Here is a 22,827-nt window from a genome sequence, read left to right on the forward strand (position 1 = left end):
AAAAAAGGAAGAGCTTAGCCAGAAGCGCCGCAATAGTAGCGCCGCGCGGGCCACAGTAGCTAACGGTCGGTGCTTTGCGTAGGACGGTTGCACCGCCACTAGCCCCTTCTCCGCGCCCATGACGCTTCCGCACCTGCTTTTGCTCAATTTTGCGCTGGCGGCCTACCTCACGGGCGTTATTTGGGTGGTGCAGCTGGTCACGTATCCGGCGTTCTTGCTGGTGGGCAAAGGGGAGTTTGGCCGCTACCACGCCGCCCACACGCGGGGCATGGGCTGGGTGGTGGGCGCCCCCATGGTGCTGGAGCTGGCCCTGGCCGCCTGGCTGGCCTGGGCGGCCTACCCTAGCTGGGGCGCGGGCCGGGCGCTGGGCCAGCTGGCGCTGGTGGTGGCCGTGTGGCTGGCCACGTTTTTTATTGCCGTGCCCTTTCACAATCGGCTCGAAGCCGGAGGCTACAACTACGTAGCGCTCGACGGCCTGGTGCGCACTAATTGGCTACGCACCCTGGCCTGGACGGCCCGCGCGGTCTGGCTAGGGTGGTGGTTGTGGCAGTTATCCACGTATTCGCTGCCAATCGTTCCCAACATTCGGGCCATCGCGCCGTAACTTGCGGCCTAAAATCTGGCTTACCTGTATGATGATGAAACGCTTCCTGCCCGCGCTGCTAGCCTCAGCGGCCCTCACGCTGACCCTGGCCGCCTGCAGCTCGCCCGACGGCAACCCCACTTCGACCGAAGACGACGTAGCCACTGCCCCGCTGCCGCCCCTGCCGGCGGCCGTAGATACCACGGGCGGCAAAAAAGCCCCCGCGCCCGCTGCCAACAGCGTGATGCGCGAGTTGAGCGCCCCCAATGCTACGGAAGACATCAAAAAGATGCAGCCCCAGATGTAACTCGCAGCTTTACACCGAGTTACCTACTTTCACAGATTCTAGCCCCTACCCGTTGGGAGGGGCTGAAGCCTGCGCTTCGAAGTTGCCTGGCAGCTTGGGGGCGCAGGCTTTTGCGCAGCTAGCCTTTCCTATTTTTTATGACCTCCTCCCCCACCCTGCGGCGCGGCCGCGAAGAAGACTTACCCCGGGTGCTAGCCCTCATCCAGGAGCTGGCCGCCTATGAGCGCGAGCCCGACGCCGTGACCAACACCCTCGAAATGATGCGCCACGACGGCTTTGGGCCCGCGCCGATTTTCGGTTTTTTTGTGCTTGAAAACGGCGACGACCTTATCGGGCTAGCCCTCTTTTATACCGGCTACTCGACCTGGAAGGGCCGCATGCTTTACCTCGAAGACCTGGTCGTGACCGAGGCCGCCCGGCGCGGCGGCTACGGCCGCCGGCTCTTCGACGCCGTGGTGGCCGAGGCGCAGCGCACCGGCGCCCAGCGCATGAAGTGGCAGGTGCTCGACTGGAACGAGCCGGCCATCGCCTTCTACAAAAAGCTGGGCGCCACCGTGGAGGGCGAATGGCTGAACGGCAACCTCAGCGCCGACGACCTGCAGGCCTACCACTTTGCGGAGAGCAGCGAGTAGTAGACAAAACTGCCTGTCGTGGCGAGCCGGCTCGCCACGACAGGCAGTTTTGTCTACGCATTAGCCTACGCCTTACAGCCTGACCAATTTGATACTATTGCTGCCCTGGTCGCTGGTGAGGCGCAGAATGTAGAAGCCCGGCCGCAGGTCGCTTACGTCGAGGGTAAGCACGTTGAGGCCCGCTGGCACGGCAATGCGCTGGCCCCGGTGGTAGCGGCCCAGCTCGTCGTAGAAGCGCAGCACGAGGTCGCCGGCGGCCGCAGCCGGGTAAGCTAGCTGCAGCTGATTGCCGGTGATGGGGTTTGGGAAGGCTTGCGCGCCGGCTACGGCATCGGACAGCAGTGGCAGCGGGGCGGCATAGTCGATGCTGCCATCGGGGCGGCGCAGGCCCAGCCGATAGTAGTGCAGGCCGGTGACCGGGCGCGGGTCGGCCAGGGTATATTGGCCGCTGGCTAGCCCGGCGCTGGCACTAGCTACGGCCTGCCAGCCCCCGCTGGTGGCCGTAGTGTCGAGGCCCGCGCTACGTTCCAGCACAAAACCAGTAAGAAAGCACTCGGCACGGGTGCTAAAGCTAACGGTTGGCACGCCCGCTACCAGGCTGCTCGTCAGCGCCGTGAGCGGCGCCGGCAGCATGGGCGCCCCGCCGCACCCACGGTTGCGGAAGCTGCGGGTGCGCAGCACCAGGCGCCCGCCCGCAATATCCGACGTGGGGCTAAGGGTGCGCAGGTTGGCGCTGGCCACCACGCCGTAGTGCATAATGGCGCCCGGCCGGATGAGGTGCGTGAGCTGCTGGGCGTGCCCCAGCTCGTGCACGGCTACCGACTCAAAATCGTATTGCCCCGGCCCCGCTAGCCCCGGCCCAAACTGAAAAGGCAGGCTGGTAGTGAATTGCTGGTCGATTTCATTGACGTAGAACACCACCTGGCCCTGGGCATTATAACAGCCTTGGTAATAAGACGTAGTGCGCCCCAGCACCCGCGCTGGCAGCGTGCCATCGTCGAAGGCCACCACGTTGTTATTGTCCGAGGCAATGGCGTTGCTCGTGACGCTGGCGCCCAGCTCCCAGTTGACGCCCGTGGCGCAGCGCCACTGCGTGAGGCCGCGCTGCCAGGCCGCGCCCGCCGCTGCATTGGTGCTAAAATTGGGGCTGAAGTGAAAGGTCAGGCCGCCCGTGGCATTGGTAGCAATGTGGTTGGGGCGGTCGGTAAACGTGCCAGCCGTATTATCGACATTACTGAGCGCGTAGACGATAGTGAGCGTAGCGGCCGAGGTAGTTGAGGTACCGTCGTTGGTCGTTACGCCGACGACGCCCGTGCCGGCGGGGTGGCCGTTGCTGGCCAGCGAGGGCACCAGCACCTGAATCTGGGTATCGGTCCAGCTCAGGTAGTCGCGGTCGAGGGCGCGGGTCGTGGAGGTACCTCCGTCATCCGCATTGCGAAAATCGACGCCGCCACTGCCCCGGCTAGCCCCAAAGCCGCTACCCCGAATGGTGAGCACCGCCCCCGTGCCCGCCGTGGTTTGGGTGGGGCTAAAAGCCGTGATGGCCGGCGCCAGAACCCGCTGAGTAGCGTTTGCGGCCGCCGTGAGGCTGGCGACGTGCCGGGCCGCCGCTGCCAGCCGCAGGTTGGCGCGCAGCACCTGCGGCGGCTGGCCGCTGAGCTGCGCCGTTTGCTGGCTAGCCTCGGCCCAGCTGCCATAGGGCCGCGCGGGCTCGGCGGCCGTGCCCTGGGCCAGGTTGTAGGTGATGAGGCCCTGGCTGGAGGCATACGCCGCGTAGCCCGGCGCCACCCCGGCCCAGGGGGCAGGTACCAAAAAGAAAATACCCTGCTGGCCCACCGGCTGCGGGCGCAGGGTATTGGTGAGGTCTTGCCGGGCCAGGCCTACCTGGCCGCCTTCTACCAACAGCGGCAGCGCAGCGGTGTCGGGCAGGGCGCCTTTCAATACCCGAAATACGCGCAGACGCTGCCGCGTAAAAATGCGAGCATGGTGGGCATCCCACTCGCCGCGGGCATCGAGTACTTCGGCTTCTACAATAAGGCTGGCGGCTTTCACGCGCTCAGACGCGCTTAGGGGCAGTAGCAAGCAGGGCAGTTGCTGGGCCGCCACTCGCCCGCTTATACCTGCCAGCAGCAACCCTAGCAGCCAGCCCCGCCATTGAATAGAAAAGTGCATACGCGAATGTACCGCCACCTATCGCAACGTATGGCTTCAGCGCCAGCATCTTCGGCACGTTTTGTGAAAACACCGTGAGCCGTTGGCCTCCATTTGCGTATTACTACTTTCTCCCCACTCTGGTGGCCCGGCCACCCATCGCCAGGGCCAGCTTTCTTTTTTATGCAACGTCTTCTTATTCTTGCCTGCAGCCTCCTGATGGCCCGCATGTGCTCGGCCCAAGCACAAGGAACTCCTTCGGCCGCCCACCCCACTACCGCGGCTCACCCCTGCGGCACGTTTAATGGCCGCGTGATGGCCAGCGACAAGCCCCTGGCCGGCGCCAGCATTTTTGTGAAGGGTACCAGTATTATTCTTATCACCAACGAGGAGGGCTTTTTTACGCTGCCCGCCTCCGTGGTTAATTTTCCGACCCTAGCCGTAAGCGCGGCCGGCTACGCGCCCCAAGATTTCACGTACACCTCTTGCGTGCCCGCGACCCTCGAAATGGAGCTGCTACCGGGCACCCGCATCAAGCAGCACGGCAAGCGCAAGGGCTTTATCATGAAAACGGGCTCGTAGTGCCCCTAGCCATGCCGCCCGCCAATGCTTTCGTGATAAGCCGCAGCTTTCGGCTGCCGGGCCTGGGCTTGCTGGTGCTGCCGGTTTCACCCGTGCCGCCGTGGCTGGCCAGTGCCGACCTGCACACCGCGTGGCCGCTGTGCTTGCAGCGGCCGGGCCAGCCGCCCCTGCCCCTCACGGCCACTGTGGAAGAAATAGCTCCGGCCGATGGACTACCAACCCGCGCCCTCTTGCTTGAGGCCGACCTTGGCGGCTTGCTGCTACCAGGGGCCTGGCTTCTGCCAGAGCCAAATTGATGCTAATTAAGCAGTTGCTTTCCTGCTGGCAGTTGTTCAACGTGTCCCAGTAGCTGTGCTGCGCCCCACTAGCTGCCGGGTAAGGCTCAGCTTGCGGCCGGGCTTGGCGGCTGCAGGCCTCTTACTAAACGCTACCATACGTAACATAGCCATAACATTGCCCCGGCAACTGGCCGTAGAAAGCCCCTATTAGCTGTTTTTCTACGCTCATGGCTTCTCCCCTGCATCAGCTGCCCGCCCGGGCGCCCCACTCGCATACCCGCATTCATGTGGTAGTCGAGACACCCAAAGGCAGCCGCAACAAGGTCGCGTTCGACCCCGAGCTTGGCACCTTCAAGCTCAAAGGCGTGCTGCCTGAGGGCCATAGCTTTCCCTACGATTTTGGGTTTGTGCCCTCGACCAAAGCCGCAGACGGCGACCCGCTTGACGTGCTGCTGCTACTCGATGCACCCGCTTTTCCGGGCTGCCTGGTCGAAGCCCGGGTGCTCGGGGCCCTCGAAATAGAGCAGCACGAAACCGACGGCACCGTGCAGCGCAACGACCGCCTACTGGCCGTGGCGGCTGACTCGCGCGAGCACAAAAGCCTGCACACCCTGGCCGATTTGTCGCCCGATATGCTGCACGAGATTGAGCATTTCTTTCACTCCTACAACGAGGCCAAGGGCGGCGAGGTGAAGGTGCTGCGGCGCGTGGGCCCCGAGCGGGCGCACGAGCTGCTCACGCAGGCGCTCAACCCGGCTTAACGGACAGCAGCTATGGCAGACCTGTTGGACTTCCTTTTTGGCCCGCATGCCGACTCGCATACCATCACGGCGGTGCAAATGACGACCCGGGCCATTATCGTCTTCTTCGCGGCGCTGACGTTGCTGCGGCTATCGGGCCCGCGCACATTTGGCGGCAGCACGGCCTTCGATATGGTGGTTAAGATTATGCTAGGGGCCATTTTGAGCCGGGCGGTGGCGGCAGCGTCGCCCTTTTGGGGCACGCTGCTGGCAGGCCTGGTGTTTGTGCTGCTGCACCGGGGGCTAGCGTGGGCCTCGTATCACTCCGACTGGGTGGGCAAGCTGGTGAAAGGCCAGGTGTACGTGCTGGCCGAAAAAGGCCAACCCAATGCCGAACAGCTGCATAAGCTCAAGCTCAGCGAGAAAGACCTGCGCGAGGGCCTGCACGAAAACGGCAACGTAGCCGAGCTAGCCGACACTGAAGCCGTGTATCTGGAGCGCGACGGCAGTATTTCGGTGGTCAAGAAAAAAGACTAGCTCCTAGCGCTGCACCCAGCAAAAAAGGCCGCTTTCCCGACATAAAAATTCGGGAAAGCGGCCTTCTTCAAGTCAGCAGCTAGTGCTAGCCCAGCTTCTTGTAGCGCACGCGCTTGGGCTCCACGTCGCCGAGGCGCTTGCGCTTGGCTTCCTCGTAGTCGGTGAAGTTGCCTTCAAACCACACCACTTCTGAGTCGCCCTCAAAAGCCAGAATATGGGTGGCTAGCCGGTCGAGGAACCAGCGGTCGTGCGAGATAATAACGGCGCAGCCGGCGAAGTTTTCCAGCGCGTCTTCCAGGGCCCGAATGGCGTTCACGTCCAGGTCGTTGGTGGGCTCGTCGAGCAGCAGCAGGTTGGCGCCCTGCTTCAGGGTCATAGCCAGGTGCACCCGATTTTTCTCACCACCCGACAGCGTACCCACTTTCTTTTCCTGGTCGCCACCCCCAAAGTTGAACTTGCTGACATAAGCCCGCGAGTTTACCGGCCGGCCGGCCAGCAGCATGGTTTCAGTGCCACCCGTGATGGTGTCGAACACCGACTTGCTGCCGTCGAGTGAGTCGTGCTGCTGGTCGATGTAGGCCGTTTGCACCGTGGGACCTACCACGAAGGTGCCCGCGTCGGGCTGCAGCTGGTCGGTTATCATGCGGAAAAGCGTGGTCTTACCCGCGCCGTTGGGCCCGATGATGCCCACAATGCCGCCCTGCGGCAGCGAAAAGCTCAGGTTTTCGAATAGTAGCTTGTCGCCAAAGGCTTTGCGTAGCCCTTCGGCCTCAATCACTTGTGCGCCCAGTCGCGGGCCGTCGGGGATGAACAGCTCCAGCTTCTGCTCCTTGTCCTTGGCTTCTTCGCCGGCTAGCTTCTCGTAGTTGGCCAGGCGCGCCTTGCCCTTGCTCTGGCGGGCTTTGGGCGACATGCGCACCCAGTCAAGCTCGCGCTGTAGGGTCTTGGCGCGCTTGCTCTCGGTGTTTTCTTCCTTAGCCAGTCGGTCGGTTTTTTGCTCCAGCCAGCTGCTGTAGTTGCCTTTCCATGGAATACCCGAGCCGCGGTCGAGCTCCAGAATCCACCCGGCCACGTTGTCGAGGAAATACCGGTCGTGGGTTACGGCGATGACCGTGCCTTTGTACTGCTGCAGGTGCTGCTCCAGCCACAGCACGCTTTCGGCATCGAGGTGGTTGGTAGGCTCGTCAAGCAACAGCACGTCAGGCTCTTGCAGCAGCAGGCGGCACAAGGCCACGCGGCGCTTCTCGCCACCCGAGAGGTTACCAATCACGGCCTCCTGCGGCGGGGTACGCAAGGCATCCATGGCGCGCTCCAGCTTGCTGTCGAGGTTCCAGGCGTCGAGCTGGTCGAGGCGCTCCTGCACGGCGCCCTGGCGCTCGAGCAGCTTGTCGAAGTCGGCGTCTTCGGCGCCAAAGGCTTCGTTGATTTCGTCAAATTCTTTGAGCAGCGCCACCGTTTCGGCCACGCCTTCTTCCACTACCTCGCGCACGGTTTTGCTAGGGTCGAGCTGGGGCTCCTGCTCGAGGTAGCCCACCGAGTAGCCCGGCGACCACACCACCTCGCCCTGAAACTGCTTGTCGACGCCAGCAATAATTTTCAGGAGGCTCGACTTACCCGAGCCGTTGAGGCCGAGCACGCCGATTTTGGCGCCATAAAAAAAAGAGAGATAAATATTTTTGAGAACTTGCTTCTGGGGCGGGTAAATCTTGCTTACCCCGGCCATGCTGAAAATAATGGTCGGCTGGTCGGACATGAGAATACAGAGAAAGAATGGGCGGAAGTCTACAAAGCTACCGCGTAAAAGCAGCTTAAGCGGATACTATCGACCCGAAAAAAGACCAATCAGCTAGCCCGGAAAACAATGATTTTACTCCCTTCCCGTTGGCAAGCCGCCTTTGGCCGGAAACCTAAATGCGCCAATGCCGTCCTGCTAAGCGGGCGCAACCAGTTTTGCGCGTAAACTTGTAATTCATTCCCCTAACACGTTCGGGGCCGACTGCCGCGCTTGCCGACGTTTTTGCCTCACTCTATCTTTCCCATTCCCCAATGGAACTCACCGACCACCCGCTCACGGAAGCTCGCCGCTATGGCTACGTGGAAGACGGGGGCGTGTGGCTGCGCCCAGTTTTGGGCCAGCCAGCCCGCCGCATCGGCCAGGTAAAAGACACCGACGACGATGCGCTGCGCTACTTCGCCCAGCGCTACGAAGCCTTCCGAACTAAAATCGACGAGCTATTACAGCGCCTGCAAGCCGCTGATAATCAAGGGTCTTTCCTAATGAAGCTGCTACACCTGCAGGAGCAGACTAAGCGGCACGATGGCCTCGGCGACTACGAGAGCCTGCATCGCCGCCTCAAGGAGGCCGAAGAGCAGCTTAATGTATCGGTGGCCCGCAACCGCGAAAAGAACCTGGCCACCAAAATCAGCCTCATTGCCCAGGCCGAAGCCCTGCGCGATACCGTGGAGTGGATTTCGGCCAGCGAAACCGTGAAGGACCTGCGTCAGGCCTGGCTCAAAACCGGCCCCGTCGACAAAGCCCTCACCGAAGAGCTGGAAACCCGCTTTCACGGCGCGGTGCAGGAGTTCTTCGACCGCCGCAAAGCGTTCCAAAGCGACCGCAAGGCCATGGCCCGCCGCACCGTGGAGCGCTATCGCGACCTGGTGAACCAAGCCGAAACGCTCAAAAACTCCGACCAGTTTGAGGCTACCTCAAGGCAGCTCAAGCAGTTGCAAACTGCCTGGCGCGAAGTAAACGGCACCTTGCCCAAAAAGCAGGCGGCCGAGCTGTGGACCAAATTTCGGGCGGCCAACAACCACTTTTTCGAGCGCCTCAAAAAGCACATCGAGAGCCAGCGCCCAGTAGAAGTACGCCCCGGCGCGGCCCCCGGCTCGCCCGAGGAAAGCCTGCTGCGCAAGCGCGAGCTGGCCAAGCGCGCCGAGGCCCTCATTGCCCTGCCGCCCAACCAGGGTGTGACGCAGGCCAAGGCCTTGCAAGCCGAGTGGAAGCAAAGCGGAGCCGTGCGTGGACCCGAAAGCGACCAACTGTGGCAGCGCTTTATGCTGGCCTGCGACAAGGTGTTTGAGATGAGTGCCCTGGACTACTACCTGCGCAAGCGCCAAGCCGAAGGGGCGGCCCCGCTAGCCCCCGCCGAGCGCGCCCAGGCAGCTACTACGGCCTTACGCAAGTTTATCGAGAGTGACCGCCAGGAGCTGGCCACGCTCAAGGACAACCTGGGCAAACTAAACAGCTCGGCCGCCAACGACCAGTTTCGGCAGTTGCTGCAAGGAAAAATCCGCACCTTCGAGCGGAAAATTCAAACAAAAACTGAGCTCATTGCCCTTTTTCAACTCCCAATTACCGGTTAACCTTACCGCTGGCGCTTGCGTAGCGGCGGAGCAACTTATATTTAGCAACCTTTTTTCACGTCTTTCTAACTTTAGACCATGTACTGGACTCTCGAACTCGCTTCCTATCTGGAAGATGCGCCCTGGCCCGCCACCAAAGACGAACTAATTGACTTTTCTATCCGCTCAGGCGCCCCGATGGAAGTGGTTGAAAACCTGCAAGGTCTGGAAGATGATGGCCAACCCTACGAGAATATCGAGGAGGTATGGCCCGATTATCCAACCAAGGAGGACTTCATGTTCAACGAGGACGAATATTAGGTCAGTTGCCCGGCAGTAGTGAATAGCTATCAATTGTAAATCAGTCACAATTGCCTTCTACCCACTGCTCACTGGTCATTGAAAACTTAATCGCGGGGTACCCCAACCGGGTGCTGCTCCGCGATTTTTCGTTGCTATTACCTAGTGCGCCCACTTTTGTGGCCGTGCTAGGGCATAATGGCGCCGGCAAGACTACCCTTTTCCGGGTGCTTACGGGGCAGCTGCCCTACCAGGGCTCGGTGCGGCTGGGTGGGCCCGAGGAATTGCGCACCTTGCGCGGCCCGGCGCTGGCACGGCGGCTGGGCTACCTGCCCCAGCGCGGGGCGCTTGATTTTGGCCTGGCCGTGCGCGAGTTGGTAGTGATGGGCCGCTACCGCCACCACGGCCTGTTGAGCACCTACGGCGCTGCCGACTATGCCCTTGCCGACGTGGCCCTGGCGGCCGTAGGCGCCAGCCACCTGGCCAGCCAGGATTTTCGCCAGCTGTCGGGCGGCGAGCAGCAGCTGGTGTGGCTAGCCCAGCTCAGCTTGCAGGAGGCGCCGCTGTACCTGCTCGATGAGCCTACGCAACAGCTCGACGTATATCATCGGCGGCGCGTGTTTGCGCTGCTAAGCAACTGGGTAACAGCTGAAGGGCACACTATTTTGTGCAGCACCCACGACCTGGATAGCCTAGCCGACATGCCGGGCTTTTTGCTGAATTTATCGCGGGCGCAGCCACATTTGGTGGCCATCAGTGCCGAGGCCGTGCGGGCCGAGCGGGAGTTTTTGGAGCAACCAGCAGCACGAACTTCGTAGTTCGCCGCCTCGCACCGCTAGGGTCATTTCAGGTCGCGAACTGCCCGGTTTGCGTTACTGCCGTTGGCCCGGCCGGCCCCGCAACACGTGTCCAATAGAGCGCATAAACGGCCCTGGCGACACCGAATTCATAATGCGCAGGTTGTCGGCCCAGCCGGTTTTTTCGTCCAAGAACCGGAAGATGCGCTGCACCGGGTTGCGCTCGAAAAGCTGGCGAAATAAGTCGCGGGTCGTTTCCCCCTGCCGCTGCATAATGTCGAGCAGCAGCGTATCAAAGAGCCGGAACTGCCATTGGTCGCCCGTGGCATCTGGTGGCGGCTGGCCGGTGGCTGCCAGCGCCGCCACTAGCCGCGCCGACTGCGCCTGAATGCGGCGGAAGGCGTAGCCAGTACTCGGCTTGGCCCGCCCGGCCCGGGTACCTACGTTGATGATATGGGCGCCTACCCTGGCTTGCAGCGGGTGGTCGGTCATCGGAATAGCGCCGACCTCTTCTGCTTCGATGCGGTATTCTGCCTTGGCCAGCCCTAGCGTATTTGCCAAGTATTCGGCAATATAACCTTCGTAGTCAGCCTTTTGCAGCACCAGCGCCGAGAATAGAGTATACTCGACCAGGGCCCGGCGCGCACTGAAAGGCAACACGTACATAAAGCGCGCTTCGTGGTGCTGCTCGCCCCGGAAATCCATAAACTCGACCACTTCGGGGTCGAAGACGTCGCGTGTGGTTTCAATTTCCCAGCCTACAAAGTGCTGGAGCAGGTAGCGGTAGTTGTAGGGCTGCGGCTCGATGACGGGCGGACGGCTGTCGAAGGCGTACTGCGCCGTGAACTCTTGCCCGGCCTCGGTGCGTGCCCGCACCCCACTGAGCGTGTTTTCTAACGCCACTACCTTAGCGCGCACTACGGTAAACTGCGCGGGCAAGCCTGCCAGTGTTTGCTGCACAAATTGGTAAAAATCCAAGCCACGGATAGTTCGGTAGCGGTACTTTTTAAGCTCGGCAACCTGCGCGAAGCCGGGGCTGCGGAAAGCTATTTTGCGCCACTCGCCCGCGGCGAGGCTGTCGAAGGGGGTAGGCTCATCGGCCCAGTAAGACCAGGTGCGGTCGTTCTGGTTTTTGGCCTCAGGCTCAAGCAGGAGCACCCGCTTGCCGGCCAGGCGGGGCTCCTGAGCCAGGTGGTAGGCCAGGCTAAGGCCGGCGGCCCCACCACCCACTAGCAGATAGTCGTAGGCAAGCGCAGAAACCGAAGGCTGAGGCATACCGCAAAGATGCGACGCACAATACGCTTTGCTGATTTAGTGTTAGGTTCGTAGTCGCAAGTCTTTGTGTAGCTTCAAACTAGTATTTATTCAGTATTGCCCAGTGCTTTTTTGCGACTGGCCTATTCTTACGCTATGAACCTAAATTCGGTGCTCTTTTTTCTGCCGGCCACGGCTATTGGCCTGCTGGCTGCCCCGACCGCCCAGGCCCAAACGGTGCTCTGGGCTGCCAAGGTGGAAGGTGTGTCGTCGCAAAAAGCCAAAGGCAAGGAGCCTTTCGCACCCGAAAAGGTGCTGGGCGAGCCCAACGCCCAGCCGCTAGGCCAAATCAGCAACGAGGCCTGGATTCCGGCCAAAGATGGCTCGAATGAGTTTATCGAGGTGCGCTTTGCCAAGTCGCTCATTGCGCAGCAAGTCACGGTAATTGAGAACTTCAATCCCGGCTCGGTTACCAAAATCGAGCTGATTGATATCAAGGGCGAGCACCACGAGGTGTATACCAACAAGAACCCCGGGCCCCTGCCCGAGGCTTACCGTACGCTACAGGTCAAGTTCAAGCCCGAGAAGTACCGCACCATCGGCGTGCGCGTGACCATGAACACGGCCAAGGTAGATGGCGTGAACCAGATTGACGCCATCGGCATTGCCAATGTGGACGTGCAGATGGTGAAGCAGGATTTTAAGAATCCGACCAAGACCGATGTCGAAACCGTGCAGATGGACTCGACGCTGAAGAATCTGGGGCCCAGCGTAAATAGCAAGTACGTAGATACCCACCCGGTGATTTCGCCCGACGGGCGCACCATGTTTTTTGCCCGGCAATTTCACCCCGGCAACCGGGGCGGCACGCGCGACCCGCAAGACATCTGGTACTCGAAGCTGGTAAGCGGCAAAAACCAAAGCTGGAGCCTGGCCAAAAACCTGGGCACCCCGCCCAACGGCCCCGAAGACCCCAATGGGCTAGCCTCGGTATCGGCCAACGGCCAGGTGGCCTTGCTCATCGGCGTGTACGAAGATGGCTTTATGCAGCCCAAAGGCTTCAGCCTGAGCCGGCACACGCCCGGCGGCTGGAGTGTGCCGCAAAAAGTGCCGATTGACAACTTTATCAACAAAGACCCCGAGCACATCGACGGCTTTCTGTCTACCTCGGGCAAGGCGTTGCTGATGGCCGTGGAGCGCCCCGATGGCCAGGGCGGGCAGGATATTTTTGTGAGCTTCCCGAAGCCCGTGCCGGTGGGCGAGCAGCCCGACCCCAAGCGGGTGACGCAGTGGACCAAGCCTGTCAGCCTGGGGCCCAACATCAACACGCCCGGCGCCGACTTTGCGCCATTCCTGGCTTCCGATGAAAAGACGCTCTACTTCGCTTCAGAAGGACACGGCGGCTACGGCAAGAGCGATATCTTTTACTCGAAGCGCCTCGACAGCACCTGGACCAAGTGGAGCGTGCCGCGCAATCTGGGCCCGGTAGTAAACTCGCCCGACTTTGATGCCTACTACACCGTATCGGCGGCCGGCGACAATGCCTACCTCGTGTCGACCCGCAATGGCATCGATGGCTCGAAAGATATTTTTCGCATTGCGCTAGCCCCCGCCTTCAAGCCTGAGGTGGTGACGCTGGTGCAGGGCAAGGTGCTCGATGCCGTGACCAAAAAGCCCATCCGGGCCATTATTCACTACGAAAACCTGGTGACGGGCGAAGAAATCGGCGTAGCCGAGTCGTCGCCGGTAGATGGCTCCTATACCATTGTGCTGCCGGCCGGCGTGCAATATGGCTACCGCGCCGAGGCCGTCGATTACATCGCAGAGAACGCCAGCCTCGACGCCACCTCGGCGGATAAATACTCGGAGAAAAACCAGGACTTGTTCATGGTGCCCTTCAAGGTGGGCCAGAAGGTGAAGCTTAACAACATTTTCTTCCCTCAGAGCAAGTATTATCTGCAGCCCAGCTCTTTCCCCGAGCTGCTGCGCTTGGTGAAGATTTTGCGCGATTACCCGACGGTGGAAATTCTTATTGGTGGCCACACCGACAACCAGGGCGACCCGGCCCTGAACCTGAAGCTGAGCGAAGACCGCGTGGAAGCGGTGAAGAAATACCTGGTAAGCAAAGGCATTGATGCCAAGCGCCTTACCACCAAAGGCTACGGCGGCACCGACCCCATCGCCAGCAACGAACAGGAAGAAACCCGCCGCTTCAACCGCCGGGTAGAGTTCACGATTACCAAGAAGTAATTATCTAGAAATAATAGTCAGCCCCCAATACGTCGGTCATGTTCATCTGGCGTTCGCTTGCGAAGCATCTTGTCAGGTTCGCGCCGTTAGAATTTTTTCTCCAGCGTTTCGTTCTACCTTGACAAGATGCTTCGCAAGCGAATGCCAGATGAGCATGACCGACTTTTTTTCACTGGCTAGGGGCAGGCATCTTACGTTAGGCTCGCTAAGCGTTGTGCTGCTGGCTGCTGGCACGGCACGAGCGCAGGACGTTTACTTCTCGCAGGCCTACGCCAACCGCCAGGCCGACAACCCGGCTTGGATTGGCATCGTGGACGATTACAGTGCCACGCTCAGCTACCGCAATCAGTTTCCGCAACTGGCCGGCGCATTCGAAACCGTGCAGCTAGCCGCCGACTGGCGCCTGCCCAAGCCTGGCCTGCACCACGCGCTAGGCCTGCTCGTGAGCCAGGACCGCGCCGGCACGGTGGGCTACACCCGCTTTGGGGCCACGGCGCAGTATGCCTACCACACCCGCCTCACGCGCACGCTAGCCCTTAGTGGGGGCGCGCAGGTGGGCTATGGCCGCCAGCGGGTAGGTTACAATAACCTCACCTTCGGCGACCAGTACAGCGCCGATGGCAGCTATACCGGCGCCACGGCCGAAAACCTGGGTAGCTTTCTGCCCGTCAACTACCTCACGGTGGGCGTAGGCGCCGTGCTCTATGCCGAGGAGTTTTGGGTGAGCTTGGCGGGCCAGCATCTCAACCGCCCCGACTTGGGCTTTAGCCAGCAGGCGGGGCTGCCGCTCCGTATTTCGGTGAATGGCGGCTACAAGCTGTTTTTGCAGAAGCCCGCCGGCTCGGGCAAGGGCGAGCAGCGCGAAATCAGCCTGACTCCCACGCTGGGATACACCCGCCAGGGCGGCTCGCAGCGCTCGGAGGCGGGGGCCTATTTCCTGCTCGACCCCGTAACGGTGGGCGCCATTTACCGTAATCTGGCTAGCCCCGACCAGGGCACCCAGCACGTGGTAGCCCTGGTGGCCGGCATTGCCTACGGCGACTTGCGCCTCGGCTATGCCTACGACGTGGGGGTGAGTCAATTAGCCAGCGACCTGGGCGGTGCCCATGAAATAACTTTAACCCTGCGCGCGTTTGACAAACTAGAAAGCGCTTTCCGCCGACTGAAAAGACGGAATTATCCAAAAGCCCCTTGTCCCGACTTCTGATTCTTTGTAATATTGCAACCAAATTGCTTGTCATAATCTATTAGCGCCCTCGGCAAATTCCTTTGTTATGAGAATTACCAATTATTTAAGCCTGCTGGCTGCCGGTTCGCTGGCCTTGGCTAGCTGCCACAAGGGGGCCCCCACGGCCACCAACCCGGGCAAAGCCTCGTCGACCACCGGCATCGAATACAATACCGATGAGGGCATGAAGGTGACGGATTTCAAGAAAATCCCGACCGGCCCGGGCCTCGTGTACATCGAAGGTGGCCGCACGGTGCTAGGCTCGCAGGAGGAAGACGTGACCAACAACCACGACAACCTGGAGCGCACGGTGACTATCGCCTCGTTCTTTATGGACGAAGCTGAGGTAGCCAATATTCACTGGCTTGAATACCTGCACTTTATCCGCAAAGATTCGTCGGAAGAGAAATATAAGGCCGCCTTACCCGACACCACGGTGTGGGCCCGCGACCTGTCGTTTAACGACCCCTATGTGACGTATTACCTGCGCTACCCCGGCTTCCGCTACTTCCCGGTAGTGGGCGTAAACTGGCTGCAGGCCGATAGCTACTGCGCTTGGCGCACGGCCAAGGTGAACGAAAACCTGGCTAAGACTGGTGGTAGCAGCAGCAAAGGTGGTGGCCTGTTTCACCGCAAGAAGAAAGGCGACACTGGTACTGGCACTGCGGCTGAAGGTGGCACCAAGACCGCCGGCGCCCTGGCCGATGGCAAAGGTGGTGCTTCTATCGAAAACGGCAACCTGCTGCCCAACTACCGCCTCCCTACCGAAGCGGAGTGGGAATACGCCGCTCAGGCACTCGTAGGTACCCAGGAAGTGGGCAACGAGAACCAGGAGGAGAAGCGTATCTACCCCTGGGATGGCCGCTCGACCCGCAACCCATATGGCAAGAACCAGGGTCAGTTCCTGGCTAACTTCAAGCGTGGCCGCGGCGACTACGCCGGCATTGCTGGCAGCCTGAACGACGGCGCTATGATTACAGAGTACGTATACGCTTATCCGCCAAACGATTATGGCCTGTATAACATGGCTGGCAACGTGAACGAGTGGGTCCAGGACGTGTACCGCCCGCTTTCGTTCCAGGATGTGGAAGACCTGAACCCCTTCCGCCGCAACGGGGTGGGTGACGACGCGAAGAACTACGATACCAAAGGCTACCAGAGCCTTGTAAACGACCACGTGCGCGTGTACAAGGGTGGTTCGTGGCGCGATGTGGCCTACTACCTCTCGCCCGGTACGCGTCGCTTCATGGCTGAGGACTCGGCTACCTCGACCATCGGCTTCCGTTGCGCAATGATTAATGCAGGCACGAACAAGTAACCGCTTGTAATGCTGACTACAAAAGGCCGCCTACCCAGGCGGCCTTTTTAGTTTGCCCCGACAAGCATCGGTCGCTAGCCCGCCAATTTGCGCTCAGCCGCCGTGCAGGCTTATTCTGCGCACGCAATGGTAGCAATGCTTACCGCACGGGCGCCCGCCGCCAGCAGAGCCGCCCCACAGGCTTCGAGCGTAGCGCCGGTAGTGAGCACGTCATCTACCAGCAAGACGTGGCAACCCAGCACGGCCTGCGGCTCGGCTACTTCAAACACCGTCGCTACGTTTTGCCAGCGTGCGGCACGCCCCTTACGGGTTTGGGAAGCGGTGTGCTCGGTACGGCGCAGTACCTGTGCATGGCTAGGGCAGGCCAACGCGGCCGCGAGGCCCGTACTAAAGGCCTCGGCCTGGTTGTAGCCCCGGCGAGCCAGCTTACGGCGGTGCAGCGGCACCGGCACTACGAGGTCGAACTGTGCAGCTAAGTCAGTACTGACCAACTCGGCGCCATAGAGTGCCCCTAGCGCGTGGCCCACCTGGCTCTGGCCTTGATACTTAAGCTGATGTAGCAATTTCTGCACCCGGCCGTGGCGCAAAAAGCGTAGGTAGCTGAGCGTATGCTGCACCGGCAGTCTGCCCCAAAAGCGCCGGGCCAGCGGGTTCTGGTCGGGGGGCAGCAGGTGGTAATCAGTATAGGGCAGCTCGGCGCGGCAACCGGTACACACATACTCCTCGCCCGCCACCAAGGGCGCGCGGCAAGCCAGGCAGGGACGCGGAAAAAACAGGGTTGCCAGGTCGGCCAGCAGCGGGCGCAGCATCATTTCGGTGGTAAAGCGGTTAGGAAGCTGTAAGTTCGTCTTGAGGCAGCAGCTGCCGATAGCTAAGTTAACATTCATACCTTTTAATTTTTCTCTGTGTCTCTCACCACCGATTTCAACGACTACCGCCAGCGCATGAATGAGCGCGTACTATCTTATGATAATAAGGTAATTAAGCGGTTTTTCAACCTCGACACCAATACGTATGCAGCGGGGGCCATCGACGTCAAGACCAAGGAGATGCTCGGGCTAGCCTGCTCGCTGGTACTACGCTGCGACGACTGCGTGAAGTATCACCTGGGCAAGTGCCACGACGAAGGCCTGACCGACGACGAAGTATTCGAAGTCTTTTCGATTGCCAACCTCATCGGAGGCAGCATCGTGATTCCGCACTTCCGCCGGGCCGTGGAGTACTGGGAAGTATTGCGCGCCGAAGCGGCCCTAGCTGGCCCGGCCGGCCACCAGCCAGCTAGCCGCCCGCCCCATGAGCACTAATAGCCAGCCCCTTAGCGGCGAAAGCGAGGCCGAGTTCAACCAGCGCTGGGAAGAGCTACTAGCGGCTATGCAAGAGCGCTTTGGCCGCCGGCCCGACCTCAATGCCCTGCTGCTTCTGATTGGGGTGCAGGAGCTGGGCCAGGGGGTAGCCACTTTTACCAAAGAGCAGAAGCAGGACCTCATGCACATTGCCACTTGCAAGCTATTCAGTCTCAGCGGGCATTATGCGCTCGAGCGGGTCGATGAAGAAGGCTGGCCGCACTACCAGCTGTTGAACCCCGTACCCTTTGCCAACCTTAAGGAGCAGGAGCGCATGCTAAAATGGCACATCCTGGAGTATTTCGACACGCTCGATGAAGAGCAATAAATCAGACATTTAGCGCTTGAAGATTGTTTCGTATAATTTGAATGGGCTGCGCTCGGCGCTCAGCAAAGGGCTGCTCGACTGGGTGGCGGCCACCCAGCCCGATGTGCTATGTGTGCAGGAAATAAAGGCCGGCACAGCCTCGCTCGATGTGAGTGGCCTAGCGGCCCTGGGCTATCGCGCTTACCTGCACCCGGCCCAAAAGCCGGGTTACAGCGGCGTGGCTACCTTCAGCCGAGTGGAGCCTCTGGCAGTGATAACTGGTTGCGGCGAAAGCCGTTATGATGACGAGGGCCGGGTGCTGCGGCTCGACTTTGAGGGCGTATCGGTGCTGAATACGTACATGCCCTCGGGCACGAGCGGGCCGGCGCGCCAAGCCTTTAAAGTGGCGTGGCTGCATTGGTTCAGGAGCTACGTGGCTGACTTAAAGCAAGATGCAGCCGTGCCACCGCTCGTTATCGGTGGCGATTTTAATTGCTGCCAGACCGCCATCGACCTGCACAACCCTAAGGCCAACCAGCAAAGCCCGGGCTACACGCCCGAAGAGCGTCAGTGGTTCCGGGACTTTCTGGCCGATGGCTTTACCGACTCGTTTCGGCACCTGCACCCCGACATGCCGGGTCACTATTCGTGGTGGAGCTACCGGGCGGGCTCGCGGGCCCGCAATGTGGGCTGGCGCCTCGACCATTTGTTGGTTGACCAAGCCTTATTACCCCGCTTGCGCGGGGCAGGCCTCTGGCCCGACGCCGTGCACTCAGACCACTGCCCGGCCTGGGTCGAGCTGGCTAATTGAATCTAAAAAAAGTCCAAAACAAAAACTCCCCCAGACAAGAGCCGTCAGGGGGAGTTTTACATTGTGCGCAACTGGAAAGCCCAAGCATTAGTTAGCTATTTGCAGGCGCTGCGAGCCTATCTGCTGGCCGGCCGCGTTGCGCAGCACTATGTAGTAGATGCCGGCCGACAGCCCGGCTGTGGCTATGCTAGGCGGGGTGGCAGCACCTTCACTGCTCACTACGCGGCTGCTAAGCAGTTGGCCCAGGGCGGCGTATAGCTCGACAGTATAGCCCGCGCTAAAGTCGGCGCTCGTGGCTAGCGTCACGTTTTGAGCTGCCGATGCCGGGTTGGGGTAAAGCACTAGGCCCACTTTGGTGGGGCTAGCGGCCAGCACAGCTACAGCCGATAAGTGGGCTTGGCCATCGGCATCTACCTGCCGCAGGCGGTAATAAAGTGCGCCAGTGTGCGCAGCAGCCTCCCTGTCGGTCAGTGAGTAAGTGCGGGTGATGGTGCTGTTGCCAGCTGCCACTACCTGCCCAACGGCCACGAAGCCGGTGGCCGGGTTGGCAGCGCGCTCTACCACAAAGTGAGCGCTATTGGCTTCACTGGCGGTGGCCCAGCTCAGGATGGCCGCACCCGTGCCAGCCGCGCGGCGCACCCCAAAGCTGATGAGCGTTACGGGCAGCGGCCCGGTTGGCGCCACAATATTTAGTGAGCCATTAGAGCTGTCGGAGAAGGCATAGTACACGCTGGTGTTGGTGGCCGCACTGGCTAGCCCACCAATCTGAATACCTACTTTCGAGAAATTCTTGGTCGTGTTGAAGCTCACCGTTTGGCGCCCGTCGGGCAGCAGGTTGAGCGAAAGAAGCGAAGAGCCATTGGCTGTTTCGAGCACGTTGCCGTTGTCGTCGTACGTAATGAGCGTGACGCGGCTCAGAGCGGTGGCATCGAGCAGGGTGCTGTTGCCGAGCACCATTCCGGCCCGGTTGCCAGCGTTGCCCATACCGTTGAGGTCGAGGCGCAGGGTCGAATAGTTATTTACACCCAGCGGCACATTGATGGTAGCGGCCGAGTTGGGGTCGCCGGCGGCGCTCGCAGGCGATGATACTGAGCAGCCTATGCAAGCCGTGCCGTTGGCGTAGGCCTGGTAATGAGTCGAGGGGTCGGCAAAGCTGGATATGGTTTGCGAGAGCGACGTAGAGGCCACCCCTACCCCGTAGTACAGCCGCAGGTTGTCGAGGGCCGCCACAGCATCGTTGCGCTCAATTGAGACCGCATCGAAGGGCATGGTGGCCTGAAAGTTTACCAGCGACTTATTGTCAGGCAATACGCTCAGGCCCAGCAGCGAAGACCCGGAAGCCGTTTCCTGAAGCACCCCATTTTTATAGGTTTTCAGCACGAGATGGCTTAATACACTTACATCAAGTAGATTATTATCCTGCCCGATAACAAAGGCCGCCTTGTAGGTAGCGGGGGCCGTCCCGTTGAGGCCTACCGTCAGCTGGGCCGGGCAGTTGACAGAAGCCAGGCTACTGAAAGTGGCGTAGTTGGTGGGGTCGCTGTCGACCGTGCGTGAGGCATCGCTGATTTTATCGGTGCAGCCTGCTACGCTATACTGGCCAATGGCCGCGCTGCTTGAGTTAGACGTGAGCCCCGTTATTTGAGTAGCCGTGTTGGCTCCGATGCCGTAAGCGTAATAAATATCAACCGACGCGCCCACGCTTAGCGCCGTGCCAAATTCTATCTCTACTTGGTCGAAAGGGGCCGTCGAAATCAGCTCTAGCTGGGCGGGGGCACCTTTGCCGGCTAGCAGCTGTGCCTGGGCCGCGCTAGCGCCGACTACTAGCACATCTTGGGCTGTATTAGGGGTATTGCCAGTGCTGAGATAGGTGCGGATAGTGATAGTGCCTAGGCCATTTAGGCTGAGCAGCGAACCATTTTGCGAAAGCAGCACCCCGCCGCGGTAGCCCGCCAGCGCTGTACCATTGAGCTGATATCGTGCCTTTACCGTACCCGATAAAGGCAGGTAGGCAGCCGCTGATACTGCTACCGTTCCTGCCGGGGTATTTACGCTAGTTGTTATGCCGGGCGAGCAGCTGGAACCAGCACAAACAGCCGTCTGCGATGAACTAATCGGGGCGCCGGTGGAGTAGTATGCAGCAGCCTGTGCACCCGTGACAATCAAGAGCAGCCCCAGGGTGAGGGCGGTGGCACAGAGAGACTTGGTGGCAACTGCTGCCTCACAAGCGAATTTAACTATTTTAAGAACAGGCATAACACAGGTGAATAAAGTTTTATCATGCCTGTAAGCAGCCAAGTAACCTGCCAATTTTATAAGATGCTGTTTAACAGATAAATTTTATAAAGTATATTTACAAACACTTTCTCAAAAAGGTATTCTTTCTGAGCTAGAAATGGACTTACGGTCTCTTTTAGATAGCTTATGCAGTGAGCAGGCGAATATTTTATATGAATTATCCAAATAACATGAAATTTTTATTTTTAAGCGTTTTATAATTTTACTAATGGAAAGTTGCCCCTGTTTTGACTGCGGCTTTCCTAGCCCTCGCTCTCTTCAGCTATGAAAACGTCTGACTATTATCATATCTGGCTTGTAGGGCCCGATAGCCACTATATCACCAGGCTGTGCCACCGGCTTAGTCTCAACCCTGACCATGTGGTGCGGCGCTTTACTACGATAGCGCTGGCCCTGGCCCAGCGCTCGTCGGTAACAACTATTCCCAATGCGCTCATTCTGGATAGTGATGGCCAGGAGGGCCTGCCCCGACGCCTGGTGCGCAAACTGCGTGAGCGGCTGCCGGCCGCCGTTTTTTTTGTGCTGGCTGATGCGCACGATGCCGAAACCGAAGCCGACATGCTGGCCCAGGGCATCAGCCAGTATGTGGTAAAAGACCTGCAAAGCCCCGAACGCCTGTGGCAGGCCCTAGCCGCAGCCCGGCAACCAGTGGCAGTACCGCCCGCCCCACCGGTGGCCCCCGAGGCACCGGCCGATATGCTGCTAGGCCAGCATGCCAGTATGCAGCAGGTGCGCGAGTTAATAAAAAAAGCAGCCCGCACTTCCATTACGGTATCGGTGAGCGGCGAAACGGGCACGGGCAAAGAGCTGGTAGCGCAGGCTATTCATGCGCAGTCGGGGCGGGCAGGGCAGCCGTTTGTAGCCCTCAATATGGCCGCCATTCCGCGGGAGCTGCTGGAGAGTGAGCTATTTGGGCACGAAAAAGGGGCCTTTACGGGGGCCACCACGCGGCGCATTGGCCGCTTTGAGGAAGCCAACGGCGGCACGTTATTCCTGGACGAGATTGCCGACCTTGAGCTGGTGCTGCAAGCCAAGCTGCTGCGAGTGCTGCAAGAGCGCGCCGTGACGCGGGTGGGCGGCACCCAGCCAGTACTCTTTGATGTGCGACTAATAGTCGCTACCCATCGCAACCTAGCTGCCGAAGTCGAAGCGGGCCGCTTTCGTGAAGACTTGTATTATCGCCTGCTCGGGCTGCCCATCGAGCTGCCGCCGCTGCGCCAGCGCGGGCAAGACATTTTACTGCTGGCCGAAGCCTTTGTGCGTGCCTTCAGCCAGCTCAACAAGCTGCCTGTGCCCGCTTTCAGTGAGGAAGCACGCAAACGATTGTTAAGCTACGCGTTTCCGGGCAATGTGCGGGAACTGAAGGCCGTAGTAGAGCTAGCGGCCGTGCTGGCCGACGGCCCACAGATAGCGGCCTGCGATATTCCGTTTCGCACGGCGCCGGCCCTGCGGGCCACAGAAGCTACGGAAGCCCCTAGCAGCACCACGCCGGTATTTCCATCGCTGCGCGAGCAAACGCTGGCTATTATGCAGGCCAGCCTCACGGCCCTGAATGGCGATGTAGTGGCGGCTGCCAACCGCTTGCGCGTGGGCCGCTCTACGCTTTACCGGCTCATTCAGAGCGGGCACTTGCAGCTGCCTTGATTAACACGGACTAAAATGCCCGAATTTTAGTGTAACCCTGCGCGCGGCGCAGCGGTTAAACTACCTGTGACCCCGGGCTAGCAGCCCGGTTGGTTTTTACATTCACTTGCCTTTTCTTTTAC

21 protein-coding genes and 1 pseudogene are annotated in these 22,827 nt (G+C 60.2%); 17 read left to right on the forward strand and 5 right to left on the reverse strand.

What is annotated here, in order from left to right; genetic code table 11:
• Positions 1-118 precede the first annotated feature (118 nt).
• The 3 genes from J4D99_RS01780 (at position 119) to J4D99_RS01790 (ending at position 1,522) form a co-directional block, all read left to right on the forward strand.
• On the forward strand, positions 119-604 hold the full coding sequence (locus tag J4D99_RS01780) for a hypothetical protein (RefSeq protein ID WP_208129973.1): 486 nt from the start codon (positions 119-121) through the stop codon (positions 602-604).
• Positions 605-632: 28 nt separating this feature from the next.
• Entirely contained in the window at positions 633-890 is a 258-nt protein-coding gene (locus J4D99_RS01785; RefSeq protein WP_208129974.1) for a hypothetical protein, read from the forward strand.
• 137 nt (positions 891-1,027) lie between these two features.
• On the forward strand, positions 1,028-1,522 hold the full coding sequence (locus J4D99_RS01790) for a GNAT family N-acetyltransferase (RefSeq protein ID WP_208129975.1): 495 nt from the start codon (positions 1,028-1,030) through the stop codon (positions 1,520-1,522).
• Between the two features lie 72 nt (positions 1,523-1,594).
• Here the strand turns inward: J4D99_RS01790 and J4D99_RS01795 are convergent, their stop codons facing one another.
• Positions 1,595-3,694 carry a T9SS type A sorting domain-containing protein gene (locus tag J4D99_RS01795; protein WP_208129976.1) on the reverse strand — a complete coding sequence of 700 codons (2,100 nt, stop codon included), beginning with the start codon at positions 3,692-3,694 and terminating at the stop codon, positions 1,595-1,597.
• A gap of 162 nt (positions 3,695-3,856) precedes the next feature.
• Here J4D99_RS01795 and J4D99_RS01800 point away from each other — a divergent pair, with 162 nt between their 5' ends.
• The 4 genes from J4D99_RS01800 (at position 3,857) to J4D99_RS01815 (ending at position 5,810) form a co-directional block, all read left to right on the forward strand.
• Positions 3,857-4,255: a carboxypeptidase-like regulatory domain-containing protein gene (locus J4D99_RS01800; RefSeq protein ID WP_208129977.1), complete on the forward strand. Its 399-nt coding sequence runs from the start codon at positions 3,857-3,859 to the stop codon at positions 4,253-4,255.
• An 11-nt stretch (positions 4,256-4,266) separates the two neighbouring features.
• Positions 4,267-4,551 (forward strand): hypothetical protein, encoded by a 285-nt coding sequence (locus J4D99_RS01805; RefSeq protein ID WP_208129978.1) that lies wholly within the window; start codon positions 4,267-4,269, stop codon positions 4,549-4,551.
• A gap of 209 nt (positions 4,552-4,760) precedes the next feature.
• Positions 4,761-5,294, forward strand: a complete 534-nt coding sequence (locus J4D99_RS01810; protein WP_208129979.1) for an inorganic diphosphatase — start codon at positions 4,761-4,763, stop codon at positions 5,292-5,294.
• 12 nt (positions 5,295-5,306) lie between these two features.
• Complete coding sequence (locus J4D99_RS01815; protein ID WP_208129980.1) at positions 5,307-5,810, forward strand: DUF421 domain-containing protein; 504 nt, start codon at positions 5,307-5,309, stop codon at positions 5,808-5,810.
• A gap of 85 nt (positions 5,811-5,895) precedes the next feature.
• Here J4D99_RS01815 and ettA read toward each other — a convergent pair whose 3' ends face one another.
• Complete coding sequence (gene ettA / locus J4D99_RS01820; protein WP_208129981.1) at positions 5,896-7,563, reverse strand: energy-dependent translational throttle protein EttA; 1,668 nt, start codon at positions 7,561-7,563, stop codon at positions 5,896-5,898.
• A 293-nt stretch (positions 7,564-7,856) separates the two neighbouring features.
• On the opposite strand from ettA, the gene J4D99_RS01825 reads away from it, so the two are divergent.
• From J4D99_RS01825 to J4D99_RS01835, 3 genes and pseudogenes are all read left to right on the forward strand, one after another.
• On the forward strand, positions 7,857-9,176 hold the full coding sequence (locus J4D99_RS01825; RefSeq protein ID WP_208129982.1) for a DUF349 domain-containing protein: 1,320 nt from the start codon (positions 7,857-7,859) through the stop codon (positions 9,174-9,176).
• Between the two features lie 78 nt (positions 9,177-9,254).
• Positions 9,255-9,476, forward strand: a complete 222-nt coding sequence (locus J4D99_RS01830; protein ID WP_068339058.1) for a DUF2795 domain-containing protein — start codon at positions 9,255-9,257, stop codon at positions 9,474-9,476.
• A gap of 164 nt (positions 9,477-9,640) precedes the next feature.
• A pseudogene (locus tag J4D99_RS01835) lies at positions 9,641-10,273 on the forward strand (ABC transporter ATP-binding protein); the annotation flags it as partial.
• A 54-nt stretch (positions 10,274-10,327) separates the two neighbouring features.
• On the opposite strand, the gene J4D99_RS01840 reads toward J4D99_RS01835, so the two are convergent.
• Positions 10,328-11,527, reverse strand: a complete 1,200-nt coding sequence (locus J4D99_RS01840) for a lycopene cyclase family protein (protein WP_208129983.1) — start codon at positions 11,525-11,527, stop codon at positions 10,328-10,330.
• A gap of 135 nt (positions 11,528-11,662) precedes the next feature.
• Here J4D99_RS01840 and J4D99_RS01845 point away from each other — a divergent pair, with 135 nt between their 5' ends.
• The 3 genes from J4D99_RS01845 (at position 11,663) to J4D99_RS01855 (ending at position 16,302) form a co-directional block, all read left to right on the forward strand.
• Positions 11,663-13,756 carry an OmpA family protein gene (locus J4D99_RS01845; RefSeq protein WP_208129984.1) on the forward strand — a complete coding sequence of 698 codons (2,094 nt, stop codon included), beginning with the start codon at positions 11,663-11,665 and terminating at the stop codon, positions 13,754-13,756.
• 154 nt (positions 13,757-13,910) lie between these two features.
• The gene (locus J4D99_RS01850) at positions 13,911-14,963 is read left to right on the forward strand and encodes a PorP/SprF family type IX secretion system membrane protein (protein ID WP_255554907.1); all 1,053 of its coding nucleotides are present in this window, start codon (positions 13,911-13,913) and stop codon (positions 14,961-14,963) included.
• Positions 14,964-15,030: 67 nt separating this feature from the next.
• Positions 15,031-16,302 carry an SUMF1/EgtB/PvdO family nonheme iron enzyme gene (locus J4D99_RS01855; protein WP_208129986.1) on the forward strand — a complete coding sequence of 424 codons (1,272 nt, stop codon included), beginning with the start codon at positions 15,031-15,033 and terminating at the stop codon, positions 16,300-16,302.
• Between the two features lie 110 nt (positions 16,303-16,412).
• Here the strand turns inward: J4D99_RS01855 and J4D99_RS01860 are convergent, their stop codons facing one another.
• Positions 16,413-17,189 (reverse strand): ComF family protein, encoded by a 777-nt coding sequence (locus J4D99_RS01860; protein WP_236018456.1) that lies wholly within the window; start codon positions 17,187-17,189, stop codon positions 16,413-16,415.
• Between the two features lie 18 nt (positions 17,190-17,207).
• On the opposite strand from J4D99_RS01860, the gene J4D99_RS01865 reads away from it, so the two are divergent.
• Genes J4D99_RS01865 through J4D99_RS01875 form a run of 3 tightly spaced genes read left to right on the forward strand, consistent with a single transcriptional unit; the run spans position 17,208 to position 18,763 of the window.
• Positions 17,208-17,606, forward strand: a complete 399-nt coding sequence (locus tag J4D99_RS01865; RefSeq protein ID WP_208129987.1) for a carboxymuconolactone decarboxylase family protein — start codon at positions 17,208-17,210, stop codon at positions 17,604-17,606.
• Positions 17,596-17,973: a hypothetical protein gene (locus tag J4D99_RS01870; protein WP_208129988.1), complete on the forward strand. Its 378-nt coding sequence runs from the start codon at positions 17,596-17,598 to the stop codon at positions 17,971-17,973. The genes J4D99_RS01865 and J4D99_RS01870 overlap by 11 nt, the downstream gene beginning before the upstream one ends.
• 16 nt (positions 17,974-17,989) lie before the next feature.
• Positions 17,990-18,763, forward strand: coding sequence for an exodeoxyribonuclease III (locus J4D99_RS01875; RefSeq protein WP_208129989.1), 774 nt, complete (start codon positions 17,990-17,992; stop codon positions 18,761-18,763).
• Between the two features lie 87 nt (positions 18,764-18,850).
• Here the strand turns inward: J4D99_RS01875 and J4D99_RS01880 are convergent, their stop codons facing one another.
• Entirely contained in the window at positions 18,851-20,698 is a 1,848-nt protein-coding gene (locus J4D99_RS01880; RefSeq protein WP_208129990.1) for a T9SS type A sorting domain-containing protein, read from the reverse strand.
• A 627-nt stretch (positions 20,699-21,325) separates the two neighbouring features.
• On the opposite strand from J4D99_RS01880, the gene J4D99_RS01885 reads away from it, so the two are divergent.
• Positions 21,326-22,705 (forward strand): sigma-54 interaction domain-containing protein, encoded by a 1,380-nt coding sequence (locus J4D99_RS01885; protein WP_208129991.1) that lies wholly within the window; start codon positions 21,326-21,328, stop codon positions 22,703-22,705.
• The last annotated feature ends 122 nt before the right edge of the window (positions 22,706-22,827 follow it).

Source organism: Hymenobacter sp. BT559, from assembly GCF_017571525.1.
GTDB lineage: Bacteria > Bacteroidota > Bacteroidia > Cytophagales > Hymenobacteraceae > Hymenobacter > Hymenobacter ginsengisoli.